17 protein-coding genes are annotated in these 18,361 nt (G+C 72.5%); 14 read left to right on the plus strand and 3 right to left on the minus strand.

Going from position 1 to position 18,361, the window contains the following annotated elements:
- Window positions 1–92 precede the first annotated feature (92 nt).
- The 6 genes from B9S57_RS01865 to B9S57_RS01890 all read left to right on the plus strand — a co-directional run bounded on the left by B9S57_RS01865 (window position 93) and on the right by B9S57_RS01890 (window position 7,913).
- Entirely contained in the window at window positions 93–1,166 is a 1,074-nt protein-coding gene (locus B9S57_RS01865) for a nitronate monooxygenase (protein WP_103513772.1), read from the plus strand.
- Window positions 1,163–1,909, plus strand: a complete 747-nt coding sequence (locus tag B9S57_RS01870; RefSeq protein ID WP_103513773.1) for a 16S rRNA (uracil(1498)-N(3))-methyltransferase — start codon at window positions 1,163–1,165, stop codon at window positions 1,907–1,909. The genes B9S57_RS01865 and B9S57_RS01870 overlap by 4 nt, the downstream gene beginning before the upstream one ends.
- A gap of 224 nt (window positions 1,910–2,133) precedes the next feature.
- A complete protein-coding gene (locus B9S57_RS01875; RefSeq protein WP_258036176.1) occupies window positions 2,134–5,373 on the plus strand; it encodes a S41 family peptidase in 3,240 nt (1,079 codons plus the stop codon).
- A gap of 250 nt (window positions 5,374–5,623) precedes the next feature.
- Window positions 5,624–5,983, plus strand: a complete 360-nt coding sequence (locus B9S57_RS01880; RefSeq protein ID WP_103513774.1) for a histidine triad nucleotide-binding protein — start codon at window positions 5,624–5,626, stop codon at window positions 5,981–5,983.
- A gap of 13 nt (window positions 5,984–5,996) precedes the next feature.
- Window positions 5,997–6,905, plus strand: coding sequence for a ribonuclease Z (locus B9S57_RS01885; RefSeq protein ID WP_103513775.1), 909 nt, complete (start codon window positions 5,997–5,999; stop codon window positions 6,903–6,905).
- A 15-nt stretch (window positions 6,906–6,920) separates the two neighbouring features.
- A complete protein-coding gene (locus tag B9S57_RS01890) occupies window positions 6,921–7,913 on the plus strand; it encodes an adenosine deaminase (RefSeq protein ID WP_103513776.1) in 993 nt (330 codons plus the stop codon).
- Here B9S57_RS01890 and B9S57_RS01895 read toward each other — a convergent pair.
- Entirely contained in the window at window positions 7,877–9,235 is a 1,359-nt protein-coding gene (locus B9S57_RS01895; protein ID WP_103513777.1) for an MFS transporter, read from the minus strand. The genes B9S57_RS01890 and B9S57_RS01895 overlap by 37 nt on opposite strands.
- A gap of 385 nt (window positions 9,236–9,620) precedes the next feature.
- Here B9S57_RS01895 and B9S57_RS01900 point away from each other — a divergent pair, with 385 nt between their 5' ends.
- The 5 genes from B9S57_RS01900 (at window position 9,621) to B9S57_RS01920 (ending at window position 14,013) form a co-directional block, all read left to right on the plus strand.
- On the plus strand, window positions 9,621–10,724 hold the full coding sequence (locus B9S57_RS01900) for a carbohydrate kinase family protein (protein ID WP_103513778.1): 1,104 nt from the start codon (window positions 9,621–9,623) through the stop codon (window positions 10,722–10,724).
- Between the two features lie 126 nt (window positions 10,725–10,850).
- Window positions 10,851–11,873: a PhoH family protein gene (locus B9S57_RS01905; RefSeq protein ID WP_103513779.1), complete on the plus strand. Its 1,023-nt coding sequence runs from the start codon at window positions 10,851–10,853 to the stop codon at window positions 11,871–11,873.
- Window positions 11,874–11,885: 12 nt separating this feature from the next.
- The gene (gene ybeY / locus B9S57_RS01910; protein ID WP_103513780.1) at window positions 11,886–12,383 is read left to right on the plus strand and encodes an rRNA maturation RNase YbeY; all 498 of its coding nucleotides are present in this window, start codon (window positions 11,886–11,888) and stop codon (window positions 12,381–12,383) included.
- Window positions 12,380–13,663, plus strand: a complete 1,284-nt coding sequence (locus tag B9S57_RS01915) for a hemolysin family protein (protein WP_103513781.1) — start codon at window positions 12,380–12,382, stop codon at window positions 13,661–13,663. Before ybeY ends, B9S57_RS01915 begins: the two co-directional genes overlap by 4 nt.
- On the plus strand, window positions 13,660–14,013 hold the full coding sequence (locus tag B9S57_RS01920) for an MmcQ/YjbR family DNA-binding protein (RefSeq protein WP_103513782.1): 354 nt from the start codon (window positions 13,660–13,662) through the stop codon (window positions 14,011–14,013). Before B9S57_RS01915 ends, B9S57_RS01920 begins: the two co-directional genes overlap by 4 nt.
- A 28-nt stretch (window positions 14,014–14,041) precedes the next feature.
- On the opposite strand, the gene B9S57_RS01925 is transcribed toward B9S57_RS01920, so the two are convergent.
- Window positions 14,042–15,460, minus strand: coding sequence for an MFS transporter (locus B9S57_RS01925; RefSeq protein ID WP_103513783.1), 1,419 nt, complete (start codon window positions 15,458–15,460; stop codon window positions 14,042–14,044).
- Between the two features lie 101 nt (window positions 15,461–15,561).
- On the opposite strand from B9S57_RS01925, the gene B9S57_RS01930 reads away from it, so the two are divergent.
- From B9S57_RS01930 to B9S57_RS01940, 3 genes are read left to right on the plus strand one after another with little or no spacing between them, the layout of a single operon-like run.
- Window positions 15,562–16,485, plus strand: coding sequence for a helix-turn-helix transcriptional regulator (locus B9S57_RS01930; protein ID WP_103513784.1), 924 nt, complete (start codon window positions 15,562–15,564; stop codon window positions 16,483–16,485).
- A 49-nt stretch (window positions 16,486–16,534) separates the two neighbouring features.
- Window positions 16,535–16,888: a cytidine deaminase gene (locus B9S57_RS01935; RefSeq protein ID WP_103513785.1), complete on the plus strand. Its 354-nt coding sequence runs from the start codon at window positions 16,535–16,537 to the stop codon at window positions 16,886–16,888.
- A 51-nt stretch (window positions 16,889–16,939) separates the two neighbouring features.
- The gene (locus tag B9S57_RS01940) at window positions 16,940–17,968 is read left to right on the plus strand and encodes a GTPase Era (RefSeq protein ID WP_181011198.1); all 1,029 of its coding nucleotides are present in this window, start codon (window positions 16,940–16,942) and stop codon (window positions 17,966–17,968) included.
- Window positions 17,969–18,064: 96 nt separating this feature from the next.
- Here B9S57_RS01940 and B9S57_RS01945 read toward each other — a convergent pair whose 3' ends face one another.
- Window positions 18,065–18,331, minus strand: coding sequence for a protealysin inhibitor emfourin (locus B9S57_RS01945; protein ID WP_103513786.1), 267 nt, complete (start codon window positions 18,329–18,331; stop codon window positions 18,065–18,067).
- Window positions 18,332–18,361 lie beyond the last annotated feature (30 nt).

An 18,361-nucleotide genomic window follows, 5' to 3' on the forward strand; every position in this document is an offset into this window, starting at 1 on the left:
CGTACCGGCGGGCGGTGCCGTGTGTGCGGCGGTCCCGGGCCGTGTGAAAGGGCCGATTCGGCACGATCCGCCGGACGTGGCACGATGCGGTCATGTCCTTGGCGCTGACCGGTCTCTGCCGCTACCCGATCGTGCAGGCCCCGATGGCGGGCGGCGCGTCACGCCCGGAACTGGTCGCGGCCGTGGGCGAGGCCGGGGGGATCGGCTTCCTCGCCGCCGGGTACAAGACGGCGGACGGCATGTACAACGAGGTGAAGCAGGTCCGGCGGACGACCGGCAGGTCCTTCGGCGTCAACCTCTTCATGCCCCAGCCGCTGGTCGCCGACCCGAGCGCTGTCGAGGTCTACCGCCACCAGCTCGCCGGCGAGGCCACCTGGTACGGGACCCCCCTCGGAGACCCGGACGCCGACGGGGACGACGGCTACGAGGCCAAGGTCGCGATCCTGCTCGAGGACCCCGTACCCGTGGTCTCCTTCACCTTCGGCTGCCCCAGCCGCGAGGTCCTCGACGCGTTCGCCGCCGCCGGCACGCTCACCGTCGTCACGGTGACCTCGCCCCAGGAGGCGCGGAACGCGCAGTGGGCGGGGGCCGGCGCACTCTGCGTCCAGGGCACGGAGGCGGGCGGCCACCAGTCCACGCACCGCGACGACCCGCAGGCCGGTCTCACCGGCACCGGGCTGCTCTCCCTGGTCGCCGAGGTCCGCGCCTGCGTGGACCTCCCGGTGATCGCCGCCGGCGGACTGATGCTCGGCTCCCAGATCACGGCCGTCCTGGCCGCGGGCGCCGATGCGGCCCAGCTCGGTACGGCGTTCCTGCCCTGCCCCGAGTCGGGGGCCCACCCGCTGCACAAGCAGGCGTTGACCAACCCGCTGTTCGTGACCACGACCCTGACCCGGGCGTTCTCCGGCCGCCCCGCGCGCGGACTGGTCAACCGGTTCGTGCGGGAGCACGGCCCGTACGCCCCGGCCGCCTATCCGCAGGTGCACCAGCTGACCAGCGGGCTGCGCACAGCGGCCGCCCAGGCCGGGGACGCCCAGGGCATGGCCCTGTGGGCGGGCCAGGGCCACCGGATGGCACGCGAGCTGCCGGCCGGGGAACTCGTCGGCCTGCTCGCCGCCGAGATGGAAGCCGCGCGAGCGGCCGTGAGCGTGAGGAGTGCCCCGTGACGGCACCGGTCTTCGTCGTCGAACAGCTGCCCGGCGGGCCGGAGTTCGTCCTGGAGGGACCCGAGGGGCGGCACGCCGTCTCGGTGAAGCGGCTGAACCCCGGTGAGGACGTCGTCCTCACCGACGGGCGCGGCCGCTGGGCGGAAGGCGTCGTAGGGGCCGCCGAGGGCAAGGACCGGCTCGTGGTCACCGGCCTGGAACCGGTGCACGAGGAGCCCCCTCCCGCTCCCCGCATCACCGTCGTCCAGGCGCTCCCCAAGGGGGACCGGGGTGAGCTCGCCGTGGAGACGATGACCGAGACGGGCGTCGACGCGATCGTGCCCTGGCAGGCCGCGCGCTGCATCACGCAGTGGAAGGGCGACCGGGGTCTGAAGTCCCTGGCGAAATGGCGCAACACGGCCCGTGAGGCGGGCAAGCAGTCGCGCCGGGTGCGCTTCCCCGAGGTGGCGGAGGCCATGACGACCAAGCAGGTCGCAGCCCTGCTGGCCACCGCGGACCTGGCCGTCGTCCTGCACGAGGACCGTGACCACGACAGTGAGGCCCTGGCCACCGTCGACCTGCCCGGATCGGGCGGGATCGTGCTCGTCGTCGGCCCCGAGGGCGGGGTCTCGCGGGACGAGCTGGCCGCGTTCGCGGCCGTCGGCGCCCGGACCTGCCGGCTCGGACCGACCGTCCTGCGCACCTCCACGGCGGGCACGGCGGCGACGGCCCTGCTGCTGGGACGCACGGGCCGCTGGTCGTAGCGCGCGTCGCGGGGAGGCACCGGGACCGGTGGGGCGGCGAGCGCCCGCGGGGCCGGGCGGCCGGCCCCGGCAACCACCGCAACCGCCTCGCCCGCGGGGGAGCCGGCCGGTCCTGACGGTGACCGGAACGGCCGGCCGGGAGACGCGTGACCGGAGGCCCGCCGTACGGCGGACTCCGGCCAACTCCGGTCCTCCGGAGGGGACCGCGGCCTAGGGTGATCCGTGTGACACAGCCTTCCTACCTCCGGTATCCCCATGTCCAGGGCGACCTGATCGCCTTCACCGCCGAGGACGATGTCTGGCTGGCGCCGCTCGACGGCGGCCGAGCCTGGCGCGTGAGCGCCGACAACCGCCCCGTGACCCAGCCGCGGATATCACCCGACGGCAGTCTCGTCGCCTGGACCTCCACCCGGGACGGGGCGCCGGAGGTGCACATCGCGCCTGTCGACGGCGGCCCCGCCCGGCGGCTGACCCACTGGGGCGACGCGCGCACCTCCGTGCGCGGCTGGACCCCCGACGGCGATGTGCTGGTCATCAGCACCCAGGGACAGGTCTCGCTGCGGCGCAGCTGGGCCCGGGCCGTCCCGGTCGACGGCGGCCCCGCACGGACCCTGCCCTACGGTCCGGTCGGCTCCCTGGCGTACGGACCCGGCGGACGGGTCCTGCTGCTTTCGGCCACCATGGGACGCGAGGCCGCCGCCTGGAAGCGCTACCGCGGCGGAACGGCCGGCAAGCTCTGGATCGCCGCCGCGGACCGGCCCGAGGACGGTGGCCCCGAGGAGTTCACCCGCATCCACGCGGACCTCGACGGCAACATCGAATGCCCCCTGTGGGTCGGTGAGCGGATCGCCTTCCTCAGCGACCACGAGGGCGTCGGCGCGCTCTACTCCTCCCTGCCCGACGGCACGGACCTGCGCCGTCACAGCGGCATCGACGGCTTCTACGCCCGGCAGGCCACCACCGACGGCACCCGTGTCGCCTTTGCCCGGGCCGGCGAACTCCGGCTCCTGGACAGCCTGGAGAGCGACGAGGCCCGCCTCCTCGACATCCGGCTCGGCGGCCAGCGCGCCGACCTGCAGCCGCACGTCGTGCACGCCGGGAGCCACCTGCACGGCGTGTCCCCGGACCGTACCGGCCGCGGCAGCGCGGTCGGGTCCCGCGGCGCCGTCCACTGGGTCACCCACCGCGAGGGCCCGGCCCGCGCGCTGGCGACCGAACCCGGCGTACGGGCCAGGCTCCCGCGCACCTTCCAGGCCGACGGCGACCCGCATGTCGTGTGGGTGACCGACGCCGAGGGCGACGACGCGCTGGAAGTGGCCCCCGCCACCGGAACCGCGCCCGGCACCGCACCGCGCCGCCTCGCGGCGGGCCGGATCGGCCGGGTCCTGGACCTGGCCCCCGCGCCCGACGGCAGCCGCTTCGCCGTCGCCGCCCACGACGGGCGGGTGCTGGTCGTCGAGCGGGAGAGCGGCGAGGTCCACGAGGTGGACCGCAGCGGCAACGGCGACGCCTCCGGGCTCGTCTTCTCGCCCGACTCCTCCTGGCTCGCCTGGTCGCACCCCGGTGCCGAGTCGCTCAGCCAGCTCCGGCTCGCCCACCTCGCGGACCTGTCGGTCACCGAAGCCACCCCGCTGCGGTTCCGTGACTTCGCCCCCGCCTTCACCACCGACGGGAAGCACCTGGCCTTCCTCTCCGAGCGGACCTTCGACCCGGTCTACGACGCACACGTCTTCGACATGGCGTTCGCCGGCTCCTGCCGACCGCACCTGCTGACGCTCGGCGCCACCACACCCTCCCCGTTCGGGCCGTGGCTCCACGGCCGCCCGCCCGAGAAGGAGAAGGGTGACGACGACGACAACCCCACCGCGCTCCCCGTCACCCGCATCGACCTCGACGGTCTCGCCGACCGGATCGTGCCGCTGCCCGTCGAGGCCGGCAGCTACTCCTCGCTCCGGGCCGCCAAGGACGGGCTGCTCTGGCTGCGCCACCCGGTGACCGGAGTGCTCGGCACCGGTGCGGCGACGCCCGGCGACCGCGGCGAGGGGACCGCCCTCGTGCGGTACGACCTGGAGAAGCTGCGCTGCGAGGAACTCGCCTCCGCAACCGACGGGTTCACGGTCAGCGGCGACGGCAGGCGGGTGGTCCTGCTCAGCGGCGGCGAGCTGCGGGTGGTCCCCTCCGACAGCCGGGTCTCCCAGGGCTCGGACGACGACGGCGACCACCAGGTCACCGTCGACCTCTCCCGTGTCCGCCGCACCCTCGACCCGGCCGCCGAATGGCGCCAGATGTACGACGAGGCGGGCCGCATCATGCGGGACAACTTCTGGCGGCCCGACATGGGCGGCATCGACTGGGACGGAGTCCTGGACCGCTACCGCCCGGTGCTGGAGCGGGTCGCGACCCACGACGACCTCATGGACCTGCTCTGGGAGGTGCAGGGCGAACTCGGCACCTCGCACGCGTACGTGATGGCCCCCTCCGGCGGGTACGACGACTCCACCCGGCAGGGGCTGCTCGGCGCCGACCTCTCCCGCGCCGACGACGGACGCTGGCGCATCGACCGGATCCTGCCCTCGGAGACCTCCGACCCGGCCGCCCGGGCCCCGCTCGCCGCGCCGGGCGTCGCCGTGCGGCCCGGGGACGCGATCCTGGCGGTCGACGGCCGGCCCGTCGACACTCTCACCGGGCCCGCACCGCTGCTCACCGGCGCGGCCGGCAAGCCCGTCGAGCTGACCGTCTCCCCGGTCGACGGCGGCGACCCCCGTCATGTCGTCGTCGTCCCCGTGGCCGACGAGGAGGCGCTGCGCTACCACGCGTGGGTCGCCGACCGGCGGGCGTACGTGCACGAGCGGTCGGGCGGTCGCATCGGCTACCTCCACGTCCCCGACATGGTCGGCTCGGGGTGGGCCCAGATCCACCGCGACCTGCGCACCGAGGTCGCCCGCGAGGGACTGGTGGTCGACGTGCGGGAGAACCGCGGCGGGCACACCTCGCAACTGGTGGTGGAGAAGCTGGCCCGCCGCATCGTCGGCTGGGACCTGCCGCGCGGCATGCAGCCCGCCAGCTACCCGGGCGACGCGCCGCGCGGACCGGTCGTGGCCGTGGCGAACGAGTTCTCCGGTTCGGACGGCGACATCGTGAACGCGGCGATCAAGGCGCTCGGCATCGGCCCGGTGGTCGGCACACGCACCTGGGGCGGTGTCGTGGGCATCGACAGCCGCTACCGCCTGGTCGACGGCACGCTGGTCACCCAGCCCAAGTACGCCTTCTGGCTGGAGGGGTACGGCTGGGGCGTCGAGAACCACGGCGTCGACCCGGACGTCGAGGTCGTGACGGCCCCGCAGGACCACGTGGCGGGGCGGGACCCGCAGCTGGACGAGGCGATCCGGATCGCGCTGGAGTCGCTCAGGCGGACACCGGCGAAGACGGCCCCGCCCCTGCCGTCGACGGACACGGCGGAGTAGGGCGGCAGGGCGGGACGCGGGCCCGCGTCCCGCCCTGCTCGCCGGTGCCGGCCGGTACCGGCAGCCCCCGATCGCCGGTGCGGACCGGCTCGCACCGCCGTCCCCTACCGCCGGGTCGGCTGTCTCCCACGGGAGACCGCGCGGAGTCACGGACCGGCACGCCGACGCATCGGCTGCGGCGTCGACAACGCTCACGGGCAGTACGGCTAGGCTGCCCGTACCCGATCACCGCGACCTCAGGAGCACCCTCATGGCAGGAGAGCCGCAGACCGACTGCCTGTTCTGCAAGATCGTCACCGGGGACATCCCGGCGACCATCGTCCGCGAGAGCGCGACGACCGTCGCCTTCCGCGACATAAACCCCCAGGCCCCGACCCACGTCCTGGTCATCCCCAAGGCGCACTACCCGGACGCCGCCTCGCTCGCCGCGGGCGACCCGCAGGCCGCCGCCGACGTGCTGCGTGAGGCGGGCCTGGTCGCCGCCGACGAGAAGATCACCGAGACCGGGTACCGCATCGTGCTCAACACCGGTGCCGGCGCCGGCCAGACCGTCTTCCACGCGCACGCCCACGTCCTGGGCGGACGCGGGATGCAGTGGCCCCCCGGCTAGGCAGGACCTGCCCGTGTCCGTACGAGAACTCGTGGTCCTCGGCACCGCCAGCCAGGTGCCGACCCGCCACCGCAACCACAACGGCTACCTGCTGCGGTGGGACGGTGAGGGCATCCTCTTCGACCCGGGCGAGGGGACCCAGCGCCAGATGCTGCGGGCGGGCGTCGCCGCGCACGACATCAACCGGATCTGCGTCACCCACTTCCACGGAGACCACTCCCTGGGCCTCGCCGGCGTGATCCAGCGGATCAACCTCGACCGGGTCCCGCACCCCGTCACCGCCCACTTCCCGGCGAGCGGACAGCACTTCTTCGACCGGCTGCGGTACTCCACCGCCTACCGCGAGTCCGTCGAGCTGACCGAGGTCCCGGTCTCCGCCGACGGCGTCCTCGCCACCACCGGGGCGTACACGCTGGACAGCCACCGGCTCTCGCACCCCGTCGAGTCCTACGGCTACCGCCTCACCGAGCCCGACCGGCTGCGCATGCTGCCAGGGAAGCTGGCCGGGCGCGGCATCGAGGGCCCCGACGTCGGACGGATCCAGCGAGAGGGTTCCCTGCGCGGCGTCCCGCTGGAGGAGGTCTCCGAGACCCGCCGCGGACAGCGCTTCGCGTTCGTCATGGACACCCGGCTCTGCGACGGCGCGTTCGCGCTCGCCGAAGGATGCGACATGCTGGTCATCGAGTCGACCTTCCTCGACGAGGACGGCGGGCTCGCCGCCGACCACGGCCACCTCACCGCCGGCCAGGCGGCCCGGGTGGCGAAGGAGTCGGGCGTACGGCACCTCGTGCTGACGCACTTCTCCCAGCGCTACACCGACCCGGACGTCTTCGAGCAGCAGGCCAGGGCAGCCGGCTTCGAAGGCGGACTCACCATCGCCCAGGACCTGATCAGGGTCCCGGTACCCACCCGCCACACGTAACGTAACGAGAACCCCGTGCACCTCCCCAAAGCCGAACTCCACCTCCACATCGAGGGGACCCTCGAACCCGAGCTGGCCTTCGCACTCGCCGCGCGCAACGGCATCGACCTGCCCCACGCGGACACCGAAGAGCTGCGCAGGGCCTACCTCTTCGAGGACCTCCAGAGCTTCCTCGACCTGTACTACGCCCTGATGGCCGTGTTGCGCACCGAGGAGGACTTCGCCGAACTGGCGGACGCCTACCTCGCGCGCGCCGCCGCCCAGGGCGTCCGCCACGCGGAGATCTTCTTCGACCCGCAGGCCCACACCGACCGCGGCGTCCCGATCGGCACCGTCGTCGAAGGGCTCGGCAGGGCGCTCGACCGCAGCGAGGAGACGCACGGCATCTCCACCCAGCTGATCATGTGCTTCCTGCGCGACAGGTCCGCCGAATCGGCGCTGGAGACGCTGGAGGCCGCGAAGCCGTACCTGCACCGCATCAGCGCCGTCGGCCTCGACTCGGCGGAGGTCGGGCACCCGCCCGCGAAGTTCCGCGAGGTGTACGCGGCGGCCACGGCCCTCGGCCTGCGCAAGGTCGCCCACGCCGGGGAGGAGGGCCCGCCGGAGTACATCCGGGAGGCCCTGGACGTCCTCGGCGTCGAGCGGATCGACCACGGGCTGCGCTGCATGGAGGACCCGGAGCTGGTGGACCGGCTGGTCTCCGAACGGATCCCGCTGACGCTGTGTCCGCTCTCCAACGTCCGGCTGCGCGCCATCGACGTCCTGGAACAGCACCCGCTGCGGGCCATGATGGACGCGGGTCTGCTCTGCACGGTGAACTCCGACGACCCGGCCTACTTCGGCGGATACGCCGGAGACACCTTCCACGCCGTGCACGAGGCGCTCGGGCTGGACCGCGAGCAACTGCGCACGCTGGCCCGCAACTCCTTCGAGGCGGCGTTCCTCGACCACGACGAGGAACGCCGGGCGCGCTACCTGTCCGAGGTCGAGGCGTACGCGTTCGACTGACCGTCCCCTCCGGACGGTCCCGCCGTCCGGATCGCGCTCCGCACCAGCCGCCTGCGCCGCAGCGCGGGCACGCTGATCTCCGCCACCGCCTGCTCCGGCGCACCCAGCTTGGGCACCGCGCCGGAGAGGCTGTTGGTCGTGGCGGCGAGCAGTGCCGCGGGGGCACCGCCCCTGCGCCGGACGGAGCCGGGCACCAGCGGGCGTCCGCCGGTGTGCAGCGCCACCGCGGTGACGGGGGCCGCGACCAGGAGCGTGGCGGCCCCCAGGATCAGGCCCATCACCGCGTAGCCCGCCTGCTCGGAGAGCACGCTGCCGAGCAGGGGGCCGCAGGCCGTGCCGACGGAGGCCGCCGAGCCCGCGAGGACCGCCCAGCGGCCGCGCACGTCCAGTGAGGCCGCCAGACCGATCAGGTAGGACAGGACCACCGGGTAGAAGGTGTTCCACGCGATCTCACCGGTGGCGAACGACCCCAGGTCCTCGGCGGAGGAGCTGAGCACGATGCTCCCGGCGATGATCATCGTCCCGAGGCCGATGGGCACCGCGCGCCCGATCCGGGCACCCAGCATCCCGGCGCCCATGACGCCGAGCAGTCCCGCTCCCAGCGCGGCGGCGAACACGGCGCCGACCGTCACCTCGGAGAGGCCGACCTGCACGGCGCCGATGCGGCTGCTCACGCCCCACAGCGCGTTCTGCGCCATGGACCAGACGAGCATGCCGCCCGCCAGCACCAGACCCGACCGGCGGTGCGGCAGCCGCCCCTGGACCGACGAGGTCACGCTGACGGGCTCCGGGCCGCCCAGCCGGGAGGTGGCCGGCCAGACGAGCAGGGCGACCAGCGCGATGGACGCGAACGGCAGCCGGTGGCCGCCGCCCAGGTGAGGAACCGTCAGGTAGAGAGCGCCCGCCGTCGCCGAGACGCTCAGCAGCCCGAGCGACGAGGTCCGGTGCGGATCGCTCTGCGCCGCGATCCCGGACGCCGCGACGGCAGTTGCCGCGCCGGAGCCGAAGCCGCCGACCACGACACCCGCGACGACCAGCGGCACCGAGGTGGTCAGCGCCGCGCAGCCGTACCCGAGGACGGCGAGCAGCAGCCCCGCGCGCGCCGGTCTCCGCGCCCCGTATCTCTCCACGCGTCCGGCCAGTGCGAAGCCGGCCGAGGCGGAGCTGAGCAGGAGGGCGCTGCCGACCAGACCGGCCTGGGCCGAGCTGAGCCCCAGATAGGTGCTGAGGCGGCCGACGATGGTGGGGAGCAGATAGGCGGCGAGGTAACCGGCGGTGAACACGGCAACCAGGGGCCACGCGGCGCGAGGGCGCGAGGACATGGGCGTTCCCGAAGACATGCCAGAGGAGGCAGAAGAAGGCAGGGGGGTGGAGCGGGCGGAGCAGGGGTGGGGCAGGGGAGGGGAGGGTACGGCGAATCAACGCAGGGGAGGGTGGAGCGAGAAACGCGGGAGAAGCGGCACTCGCCGTCGACAGTCCCGGACGGTGCTCGCGGGGCAATTTGTATCAAGCGCGCCCAGGCGACGGAAAGGCGGCTCGATGTGATCTGGGTCACGTTCAGGTTTATGCAGGATCAGGCCGGGTAGCTGCGCATGTTTATGCAGGTGGGAGTGGTTCTGCGTGCCGCGGCGCGGGCCCTGGGGAAGCGGGAACGGATCCGGCACACTGGCCGGAACTCGCACTGTCCAGATAGCCGGGGAGCGCACGGTGAGCACAACTGATCCAGGCATCGACCCGCTGCTCGGGCTGCGCGCCCCCCAGGACCCGGCCTGCGACGTCTTCCTGACCGGCACGGTCTTCCTCGACATCATCTTCACCGGGCTGGACAGCGCCCCGGTGCGCGGGACGGAGTCCTGGGCCCGGGGGATGGGCTCCAGCCCCGGCGGCGTCGCCAACATGGCCACCGCACTCGCCCGGCTCGGCCTGCACACCTCGCTGGCAGCCGCGTTCGGCGACGACCACTACGGCGAGTACTGCTGGGACGCCCTCGAACAGGGCGAGGGCATCGACCTGTCGATGTCGCGCACCGTCCCCGGCTGGCACTCGCCCGTCACCGTCTCCATGGCGTACGAGGGCGAACGCACGATGGTCTCGCACGGCCACGAGGCCCCGGCGCCCGCACCCTCTCCCGTGCCCGGCCGCACGCTCCCGCACTGCCCGCCGCGCGCCCGCGCCGCCGTCGCCTCGCTGGCCCCGGGCCGCAGCGAGCCCTGGGTGGCCGGTGCCGCCCGGAACGGCGCGATGGTCTTCGCCGACGTCGGCTGGGACGAGACCGGCCGCTGGGACCTGGACGCCCTGCCCGACCTCGGGCACTGCCTGGCCTTCCTCCCCAACGCCGAGGAGGCCATGCGCTACACCCGCACCTCCTGCCCGCGCGCCGCCGCCCACGCCCTGGCCGAGCGTGTGCCGCTGGCCGTCGTCACCCTGGGCGCCGAGGGGGCCTACGCGGTGGACCGGGCGACGGGAACGGCCGCCGAGGTGCCCGCCATCGAGGTGGAGGCACTGGACCCCACCGGGGCCGGCGACGTCTTCGTCGCCGGATTCGTCACCGGGACGCTCGCCGGCTGGCCGCTCGCCGACCGCCTCGCCTTCGCCGGACTCACCGCGGCCCTGTCCGTGCAGGAGTTCGGCGGATCGCTGTCCGCACCCGGATGGGCGGAGGTCGCCGGCTGGTGGCAGCAGGTGCGCACCTGCGCGGACCAGGATCCGGTGGCACTGGAGCGCTACGCCTTCCTGGAGGAGCTGCTGCCCGCCACGAGCAGGGACTGGCCCCTGCGCCGCGCGGTGCCGACCATCGGCTTCCGTCAGTGAACGCCGGATGATCACGCGGTAATTCTCTCGGCGTTGTCGGTGGGGAGTCGTACGCTGGTACTCCGGAGGCCGTCGAGCAGCGAAGGCCCTGCAACGGGAGGTATGCGCAGGCCCGAGGGCCGGCCCATGACTCAGTCACCCACACACCCGCAGGCGACGGCCCGGATCAGCATCCCGCCGGCTCACCCCATGGTGATGCTCCTGGGATCGGGCGATTCGCTGCTGCGCGTGATCGAAACGGCGTTCCCGGCCGTCGACATCCATGTCCGGGGCAACGAGATAAGCGCGACTGGCAGCGCGGCGGACGTCGCCCTGATCCAGCGCCTTTTCGATGAGATGGTGCTGGTGCTCCGCACCGGGCAGCCGATGACGGAGGACGCTGTGGAACGCTCGATCGCCATGCTCAGGGCGGCCGGCACCGGCGACGGGGACGGCGCCGAGACCCCCGCCGAGGTGCTCACCCAGAACATCCTGTCCAGCCGCGGCCGCACGATCCGTCCCAAGACGCTCAACCAGAAGCGCTACGTCGACGCGATCGACAAGCACACCATCGTCTTCGGCATCGGTCCCGCGGGTACCGGCAAGACCTATCTCGCCATGGCCAAGGCGGTCCAGGCCCTGCAGTCCAAGCAGGTCAGCCGGATCATCCTGACCCGGCCCGCCGTGGAGGCGGGGGAGCGGCTCGGCTTCCTGCCCGGCACGCTCTTCGACAAGATCGACCCGTATCTGCGCCCGCTCTACGACGCCCTGCACGACATGCTCGACCCCGACTCGATCCCCCGGCTGATGGCCGCGGGCACGATCGAGGTCGCGCCGCTGGCCTACATGCGTGGCCGGACACTCAATGACGCCTTCATCATCCTGGACGAGGCGCAGAACACCAGCGCCGAACAGATGAAGATGTTCCTCACCCGCCTCGGCTTCGACTCGAAGATCGTCGTGACCGGCGACGTGACCCAGGTCGACCTGCCCAGCGGCACCAAGAGCGGTCTGCGTCAGGTCCAGGACATCCTGGAGGACGTCCCGGACGTCCACTTCTCCAGGCTCACCTCCCAGGATGTCGTCCGGCACAAGCTCGTCGGCCGTATCGTCGACGCGTACGAGAAGTACGACAACGCAGAGGGCCGCACCGGCCGCAACGGGAAGTAGTCGCAGCGCACCATGTCGATCGACGTCAACAACGAGTCCGGAACCGAGGTCGACGAGCAGGCGATCCTCGACATCGCCCGCTACGCCCTCGCCCGGATGCGGATCCATCCGCTGTCCGAACTCTCGGTGATCGTGGTGGACACCGCCGCCATGGAGCAGCTCCACATCCAGTGGATGGACCTCCCCGGCCCGACGGATGTCATGTCCTTCCCGATGGACGAGCTCCGTCCCCCGGCGAAGGACGAGGAGGAGCCCCCGCAGGGGCTCCTCGGTGACATCGTGCTCTGCCCGGAGGTCGCGAAGAAGCAGGGCGAGGACGCCGCGACGCAGCACTCGATGAACGAGGAGCTTCAGCTCCTCACCGTCCACGGGGTGCTGCACCTCCTCGGATACGACCACGAGGAGCCGGACGAGAAGGCCGAGATGTTCGGCCTCCAGGCGGCCATCGTCGACGGCTGGCGCGGCGAGCGCGGTCTGACCGGTCCGTCCCCCGCCCCCACCGTCTCGTGAGCGTCCCCCTCATCACCGGCGCCGTCCTGCTGGTCGTCGTCGGCTGGCTCGCCGCCTGCGCCGAGGCAGGGATCGCGCGTACGTCGAGTTTCCGTGCCGCCGAGGCCGTGCGGGCGGGGCGCCGCGGCAGCGCCAAGCTGGAACAGGTCGCCGCCGACCCCACCCGCTATCTCAACGTGGCCCTGCTCGTCCGGGTCGCCTGCGAGATGTCGGCCGGTGTCCTCGTCACGTACGCGTGCCTCGAGGAACTGGACGAGACCTGGCAGGCCCTGGCCCTCGCCATGGGAGTCATGGTCCTCGTCAGCTACGTCGCCATCGGGGTCTCGCCGCGCACCATCGGCCGCCAGCACCCGCTGAACACCGCCACGGCGGCGGCGTACGTCCTGCTGCCGCTGGCCAGGATCATGGGGCCGGTCCCGCAGCTCCTCATCCTCCTCGGCAACGCGCTCACCCCGGGCAAGGGCTTCCGCAAGGGACCCTTCGCCAGTGAGGCCGAACTGCGCGCGATGGTCGACCTCGCCGAGCAGGAGTCGCTCATCGAGGACGACGAGCGCCGCATGGTGCACTCCGTCTTCGAGCTCGGCGACACCCTCGTGCGCGAGGTGATGGTCCCCCGCACCGACCTCGTCTGCATCGAGCGGTACAAGACGGTCCGTCAGGCACTGACCCTCGCGCTGCGCTCCGGCTTCTCCCGCATCCCGGTCACCGGGGAGAACGAGGACGACATCGTCGGGATCGTCTACCTCAAGGACCTGGTCCGCAAGACGCACATCAACCGGGACGCGGAGGCCGACCTGGTCTCCACGGCGATGCGCCCCGCCGCCTTCGTGCCCGACACGAAGAACGCCGGCGACCTGCTGCGCGAGATGCAGCAGGACCGCAGCCACGTCGCCGTCGTCATCGACGAGTACGGCGGCACGGCCGGCATCGTCACCATCGAGGACATCCTCGAGGAGATCGTCGGCGAGATCACCGACGAGTACGACCGTGAACTCCCGCCGGTCACGGAGCTGGAGAACGGCTGCTTCCGGGTGACCGCCCGGCTCGACATCGGGGACCTCGGGGAGCTGTTCGGCCTCGACGCCTACGACGACGAGGACGTGGAGACGGTCGGCGGCCTGCTGGCGAAGGCGCTCGGCCGGGTCCCGATCTCCGGGGCCTCCTCGATCGTCGACCTGCCCGACGGGCGCAAACTCCGCCTCACCGCCGAGTCCCCGGCGGGCCGCAGGAACAAGATCGTCACGGTGCTGGTCGAACCGGAGGGATCGGAAGAGGCATGACGCCCCAGGAGCTGCGCACGTTCTGCCTGGAGTTCAACGCGAGCACGGAGGAGTTCCCCTTCGGGCCCGAGGCCTCGGTCTTCAAGGTCCTGGGAAAGATGTTCGCACTCAGCGCGCTCGACGCGCCGCCCCTGAAGATCAGCCTCAAGTGCGACCCGGACGAGGCGCTGCGGCTCCGCAAGGAGCACTCCGCGATCGTCCCCGGCTGGCACCTCAACAAGCGCCACTGGAACACCGTGACGGTCACCGAGCTCCCGGACCGCATGGTCCGGGAGCTCGTGGAGGACAGTTACGACCTGGTGGTGGCCGGGCTCCCGAAGGCGGAACGCCTCCGCCTGGACCGGCCGTAGCCCCTGCCGGAGGCCTGAGGCGCGGCACTCAGGAGGCCCGCCGCAGGCCCGCTCCCACGGCGAGGCCCGTCGCGACGAGGATCACCGCAGCAGCGGTCACCACCAGCCGTACACCGTCGAACAGTGAGCCCTGCGTGGTCGACAGGACCCCCAGCAGCGGGATGCCGATCGTGATGCCGACCTGCTGGGTCGTGGTGACCAGGCCGGTCGCCAGGCCCTGCTCCCCGTCGGGTACGCCGGAGGTCACCGTCAGCCCGTAGGCGATGATGGCGCCCAGGTGGCAGGCGCTCGCCAGCGACACCGCCACCGTGGCCAGCCAGACACCCGAGTCCTCACCGAGGCCGAGCAGCGCCCCGATGAACAGGCCCTGGCCCAGCAGCGAGAACACCAGCACCCGGCGTGCGCCGATGCGGCCGATCACCTTCGGGGCGAAGACCCCGGCGGCGACCGATGCCAGACCCTGGACCCCGAAGACGAGCCCCGTGCCGAAGGCCGAGAGCCCCAGCAGGTCCTGGAGGTAGAGGGTCAGGACGAAGACGATCGTGCTCATCATCGAGAAGGTCGCCAGGCCGCCCAGATTGCCGAACGCGACCGTACGGCGCCGCAGCATCGGCAGGGAGACCAGCGGGGCCGCCGACCGTGACTCGACGACGACGAACGCGGCCAGCAGGGCCACTCCCAGGACCAGGGTGATCCGCACGTCCGTACCGCCGAAGCCGCGCTCGGCCGCCGTCGACAGCGAGTAGATCAGCGCGAGCAGGCCGCCGGTCACGGTGACGGCCCCGGGCACGTCGAGCTTCGGCCGGTCCGGGGTGCGCGATTCCGCCAGGAGCTTCGGGGCCAGGGCCAGGACGACGACCGCGGCGACGCTCAGCAGGCCCATCGTGGAGCGCCAGCCCAGCGTGTCGGTGAGCACGCCGCCCGCCACCATGCCGGTGGTGAAGCCCAGGGAGAGCAGCGTCCCGCTGATGCCCAGGGCACGGTCCCGCAGCGGCCCCTCGGGGAAGGTGGTGGTCAGCAGCGACATTCCGGTCGGCACGATCACGGCCGCTCCGAGTCCCTGCAGCGCCCGCCCCGTCAGGAAGGACGCGGGGTCCCAGGCCATCGTCGCCAGGAGCGAGGACGCCCCGAAGACGGCGAGGCCGGAGAGGAACAGCCTCCGCCTGCCGTAGAGATCGGCGATCCGGCCGAAGAGCAGCAGGAAGCCGCCGGACGGCAGCGCGAACGCGGTGACGGCCCACTGGAGTCCGGACCGGCTCAGCCCCAGGTCCTCACCGAGGACGGGCAGCGCGACGTTCAGCACGGAGAAGTCGAGGGCCACCATGAACTGGGCGGCGCAGAGCACGAGGAGCACCAGTCGTGCCCGGCCGGAGAGCGCGGGCGGGGCGGGGCGGGCAACGGGGCCGGGAGTACCGGCGGGGACGGAAGTCGGGGTTTCGATCGCCATGTCCCACAGACTGGATGGACCGGAATATCCGTGGGGAGCGGGCACTTATCCTGTTGGCCGCACCACCAGGCAGGAACGCACACGCACACCAGGGGGAGTACGTGGCTTCACCGGCCCAGAACACCGGAGCGGTCCGGACCACCACGGTCCGGGCCGGCACCGACGAGAAGCCGCACCGTCTCGGCGAACTGCGCGAGTTCCTGATGAGCCGCAGGGCCAGGGTCACCCCGGCCGAGGCGGGCCTGCCGGACGGCGGTGCCCGCCGGCGCACACCGGGACTCCGCCGCGAGGAGGTCGCCGTCCTCGCGGGCGTGGGCGTCTCCTGGTACCAGTGGCTGGAGCAGGGCCGCGACATCACCGTCTCGCCGCAGGTCCTGGACTCCGTCGCGCGGGTGCTGCGGCTCAGCAGCGCGGAGCGCCGTCACCTCTACGTGCTGGCCGGGCTCAACCCGCCCGCCCTCGAGGTCGATCCGGCCCACACGGACATGTGTGAAGGCCTGAGCAGGCTCATCGACGCCTGGATGCCCTTCCCGGCCCACATCATGGACCGCTACTGGAACACCGTGCTCTACAACGACGCGGCGTCGGCGGTGCTCGGCATGCGCCCCGGGATCGTGCAGAACTGCATGATCGCCTTCTTCACCGACCCGGTGTACCGCGCCCGGTCCACGCACTGGGAGACGATCGCCTCCCAGGTCGTCGCCCAGTACCGCGCCGCCTGCTCCGATTCTCCCGAGGACGAGGGCTTCCGCGCCGTGGTCGAGGAGGCCAGGGAGCTCAGCCCCGAATTCGCCGCCCTCTGGGACCTGCGCGACGTCGTCCCGGGCGGGCAGGTGCGCAAGGAGTTCCAGCATCCCCTCGTCGGCACGCTGATGGTGGAATCCACCCAGCTGCGGGTGCCGGCCCGTCCGGACCTGGTGATCATCCTGCACACCCCGCTGCCCGACACCGGCACGGAGGCAAAGCTCCAGTGGCTCGACTCTCCCGAGGGCCGGCGTGGCTCGATGTACCCCGTCCCGGGGTGAGCGGACCCCGTTGCGCGGCGGCCACCCGTCCCCTTCGTATGCTCAGCACATGACTGAGAGCACCGACCTCGGCCCCGAGGACCGCAAGATCGTCACGCTGGCGCGCAGCGTCCGCGCCCGCAACGGAGTGCCTGAGGGCGCGGCGGTCCGGGACGAGACGGGACGTACGTACGCCGCCGGCACCGTGGCCCTGGAGTCGCTGAAGCTCAGCGCGCTGCAGACCGCGGTCGCCATGGCGGTGGCGAGTGGCGCCACGTCCCTTGAGGCGGCGGCCGTCGTCTCCGAGGCGGCGACCGCCTCGGACACCGACCGTGCCGCCGTCCGTGACCTGGGAGGTCCCGACACACCCGTGCTGCTCGCGGGGCCCGACGGCACGCTCCGGTCGGCGGTGGCCGCGGGCTGATTCGGGGCGGTGGCGCCCTGCTGTGCATCGCCGCCGCCCGGATCGGGGAGAATGGGCGCCATGAGCGCTCGACCGAACACAGAAGCTGCTGCGCAGCAGGCTGAGAACACCGCCCCCCACCGGGCCGGCTTCGCCTGCTTCGTGGGCCGACCCAACGCGGGCAAGTCCACCCTCACGAACGCTCTGGTCGGTCAGAAGGTGGCGATCACCTCCAACCGCCCCCAGACCACCCGGCACACGGTGAGGGGCATCGTGCACCGCGACGACGCCCAGCTGATCCTGGTGGACACGCCCGGCCTCCACAAGCCGCGCACCCTGCTCGGGGAGCGGCTGAACGACGTCGTACGGACCACCTGGGCCGAGGTCGACGTCATCGGCTTCTGCCTGCCCGCCGACCAGAAGCTCGGCCCCGGCGACAAGTACATCGTCAAGGAACTCGCCGGGATCAAGAAGACCCCGAAGATCGCCATCATCACCAAGACCGACCTGGTCGAGTCCAAGGCGCTCGCGGAGCAGCTGCTGGCCGTCTCGGCCTTGGCGGACGAGCTCGGCTTCGAGTGGGCGGAGATCATCCCCGTCTCGGCCGTGAAGGAGGAGCAGGGGGCGGGACGTAGTCCCTCAGGCAAGGGTGGTGGTGGGCGAGGGGCAGGCCAGGTCGGCCTGCTCGCCGACCTCATCGCCCCGCTCCTGCCCGAGAGCCCCCCGCTCTACCCGGAGGGCGACCTCACCGACGAGCCCGAGATGGTGATGGTCGCCGAGCTCATCCGTGAGGCCGCGCTGGAAGGCGTGCGGGACGAGCTGCCGCACTCCATCGCGGTCGTCGTCGAGGAGATGCTGCCGCGCGAGGACCGTCCGGCGGACAAGCCGCTGCTGGACATCCACGCGAACGTCTACATCGAGCGGCCCAGCCAGAAGGGCATCATCATCGGCCCGAAGGGCCAGCGGCTCAAGGACGTCGGCACGAAGTCGCGCAAGCACATCGAGGCGCTGCTGGGCACGCCGGTCTTCCTGGACCTGCACGTGAAGGTCGCCAAGGACTGGCAGCGCGACCCGAAGCAGCTGCGCAAGCTCGGGTTCTGAGTGCGGCGTGCGGGTGTGGTCCCGGAGCAGCCGCGCAAGCGGGGGCTCTGAGCGGGTCCCGGGCCCGGCCGCCCCTTCGGACGGCCGGGCCCGGGACTACGCGCCCTCTTTCAGCACCCCGGAGATCAGCGTTCGCTGCGCCTCGGTCAGCCGGGGGTCCGCGCAGTCGACCGTCCGGTCGCCGACCGTGATCCTGTAGCGGAAACCGTCCGGCACCCCCGCGGGCGGGCCGCCCCGGCCGGCGGCGAGCACCGTCTCGGCCAGGGCCTCCCACTCCGCGGCGTCGGGCCGTCCCGAGGTCTCGACCTCGCCGTGGCGTGCGATGCCGGCGAACCCGCCGGTCCGGCTCACCTGAATGCGCATGTGTGCTGGCTCCTGCCTGACCCCGCCCGG

Source organism: Streptomyces sp. SM10, from assembly GCF_002910915.1.
Taxonomy (GTDB): domain Bacteria; phylum Actinomycetota; class Actinomycetes; order Streptomycetales; family Streptomycetaceae; genus Streptomyces.

What these genes read in the sequence shown, in the direction of transcription:
- B9S57_RS01865 (WP_103513772.1), top strand. Translation starts at nt 93, where the DNA reads ATGTCCTTGGCGCTGACCGGTCTCTGCCGCTACCCGATCGTGCAGGCC.
- B9S57_RS01880 (WP_103513774.1), top strand. Translation starts at nt 5,624, where the DNA reads ATGGCAGGAGAGCCGCAGACCGACTGCCTGTTCTGCAAGATCGTCACC.
- B9S57_RS01895 (WP_103513777.1), bottom strand. Translation starts at nt 9,235, where the DNA reads ATGTCCTCGCGCCCTCGCGCCGCGTGGCCCCTGGTTGCCGTGTTCACC.
- B9S57_RS01905 (WP_103513779.1), top strand. Translation starts at nt 10,851, where the DNA reads ATGACTCAGTCACCCACACACCCGCAGGCGACGGCCCGGATCAGCATC.
- ybeY (WP_103513780.1), top strand. Translation starts at nt 11,886, where the DNA reads ATGTCGATCGACGTCAACAACGAGTCCGGAACCGAGGTCGACGAGCAG.
- B9S57_RS01920 (WP_103513782.1), top strand. Translation starts at nt 13,660, where the DNA reads ATGACGCCCCAGGAGCTGCGCACGTTCTGCCTGGAGTTCAACGCGAGC.
- B9S57_RS01925 (WP_103513783.1), bottom strand. Translation starts at nt 15,460, where the DNA reads ATGGCGATCGAAACCCCGACTTCCGTCCCCGCCGGTACTCCCGGCCCC.
- B9S57_RS01935 (WP_103513785.1), top strand. Translation starts at nt 16,535, where the DNA reads ATGACTGAGAGCACCGACCTCGGCCCCGAGGACCGCAAGATCGTCACG.
- B9S57_RS01940 (WP_181011198.1), top strand. Translation starts at nt 16,940, where the DNA reads ATGGGCGCCATGAGCGCTCGACCGAACACAGAAGCTGCTGCGCAGCAG.
- B9S57_RS01945 (WP_103513786.1), bottom strand. Translation starts at nt 18,331, where the DNA reads ATGCGCATTCAGGTGAGCCGGACCGGCGGGTTCGCCGGCATCGCACGC.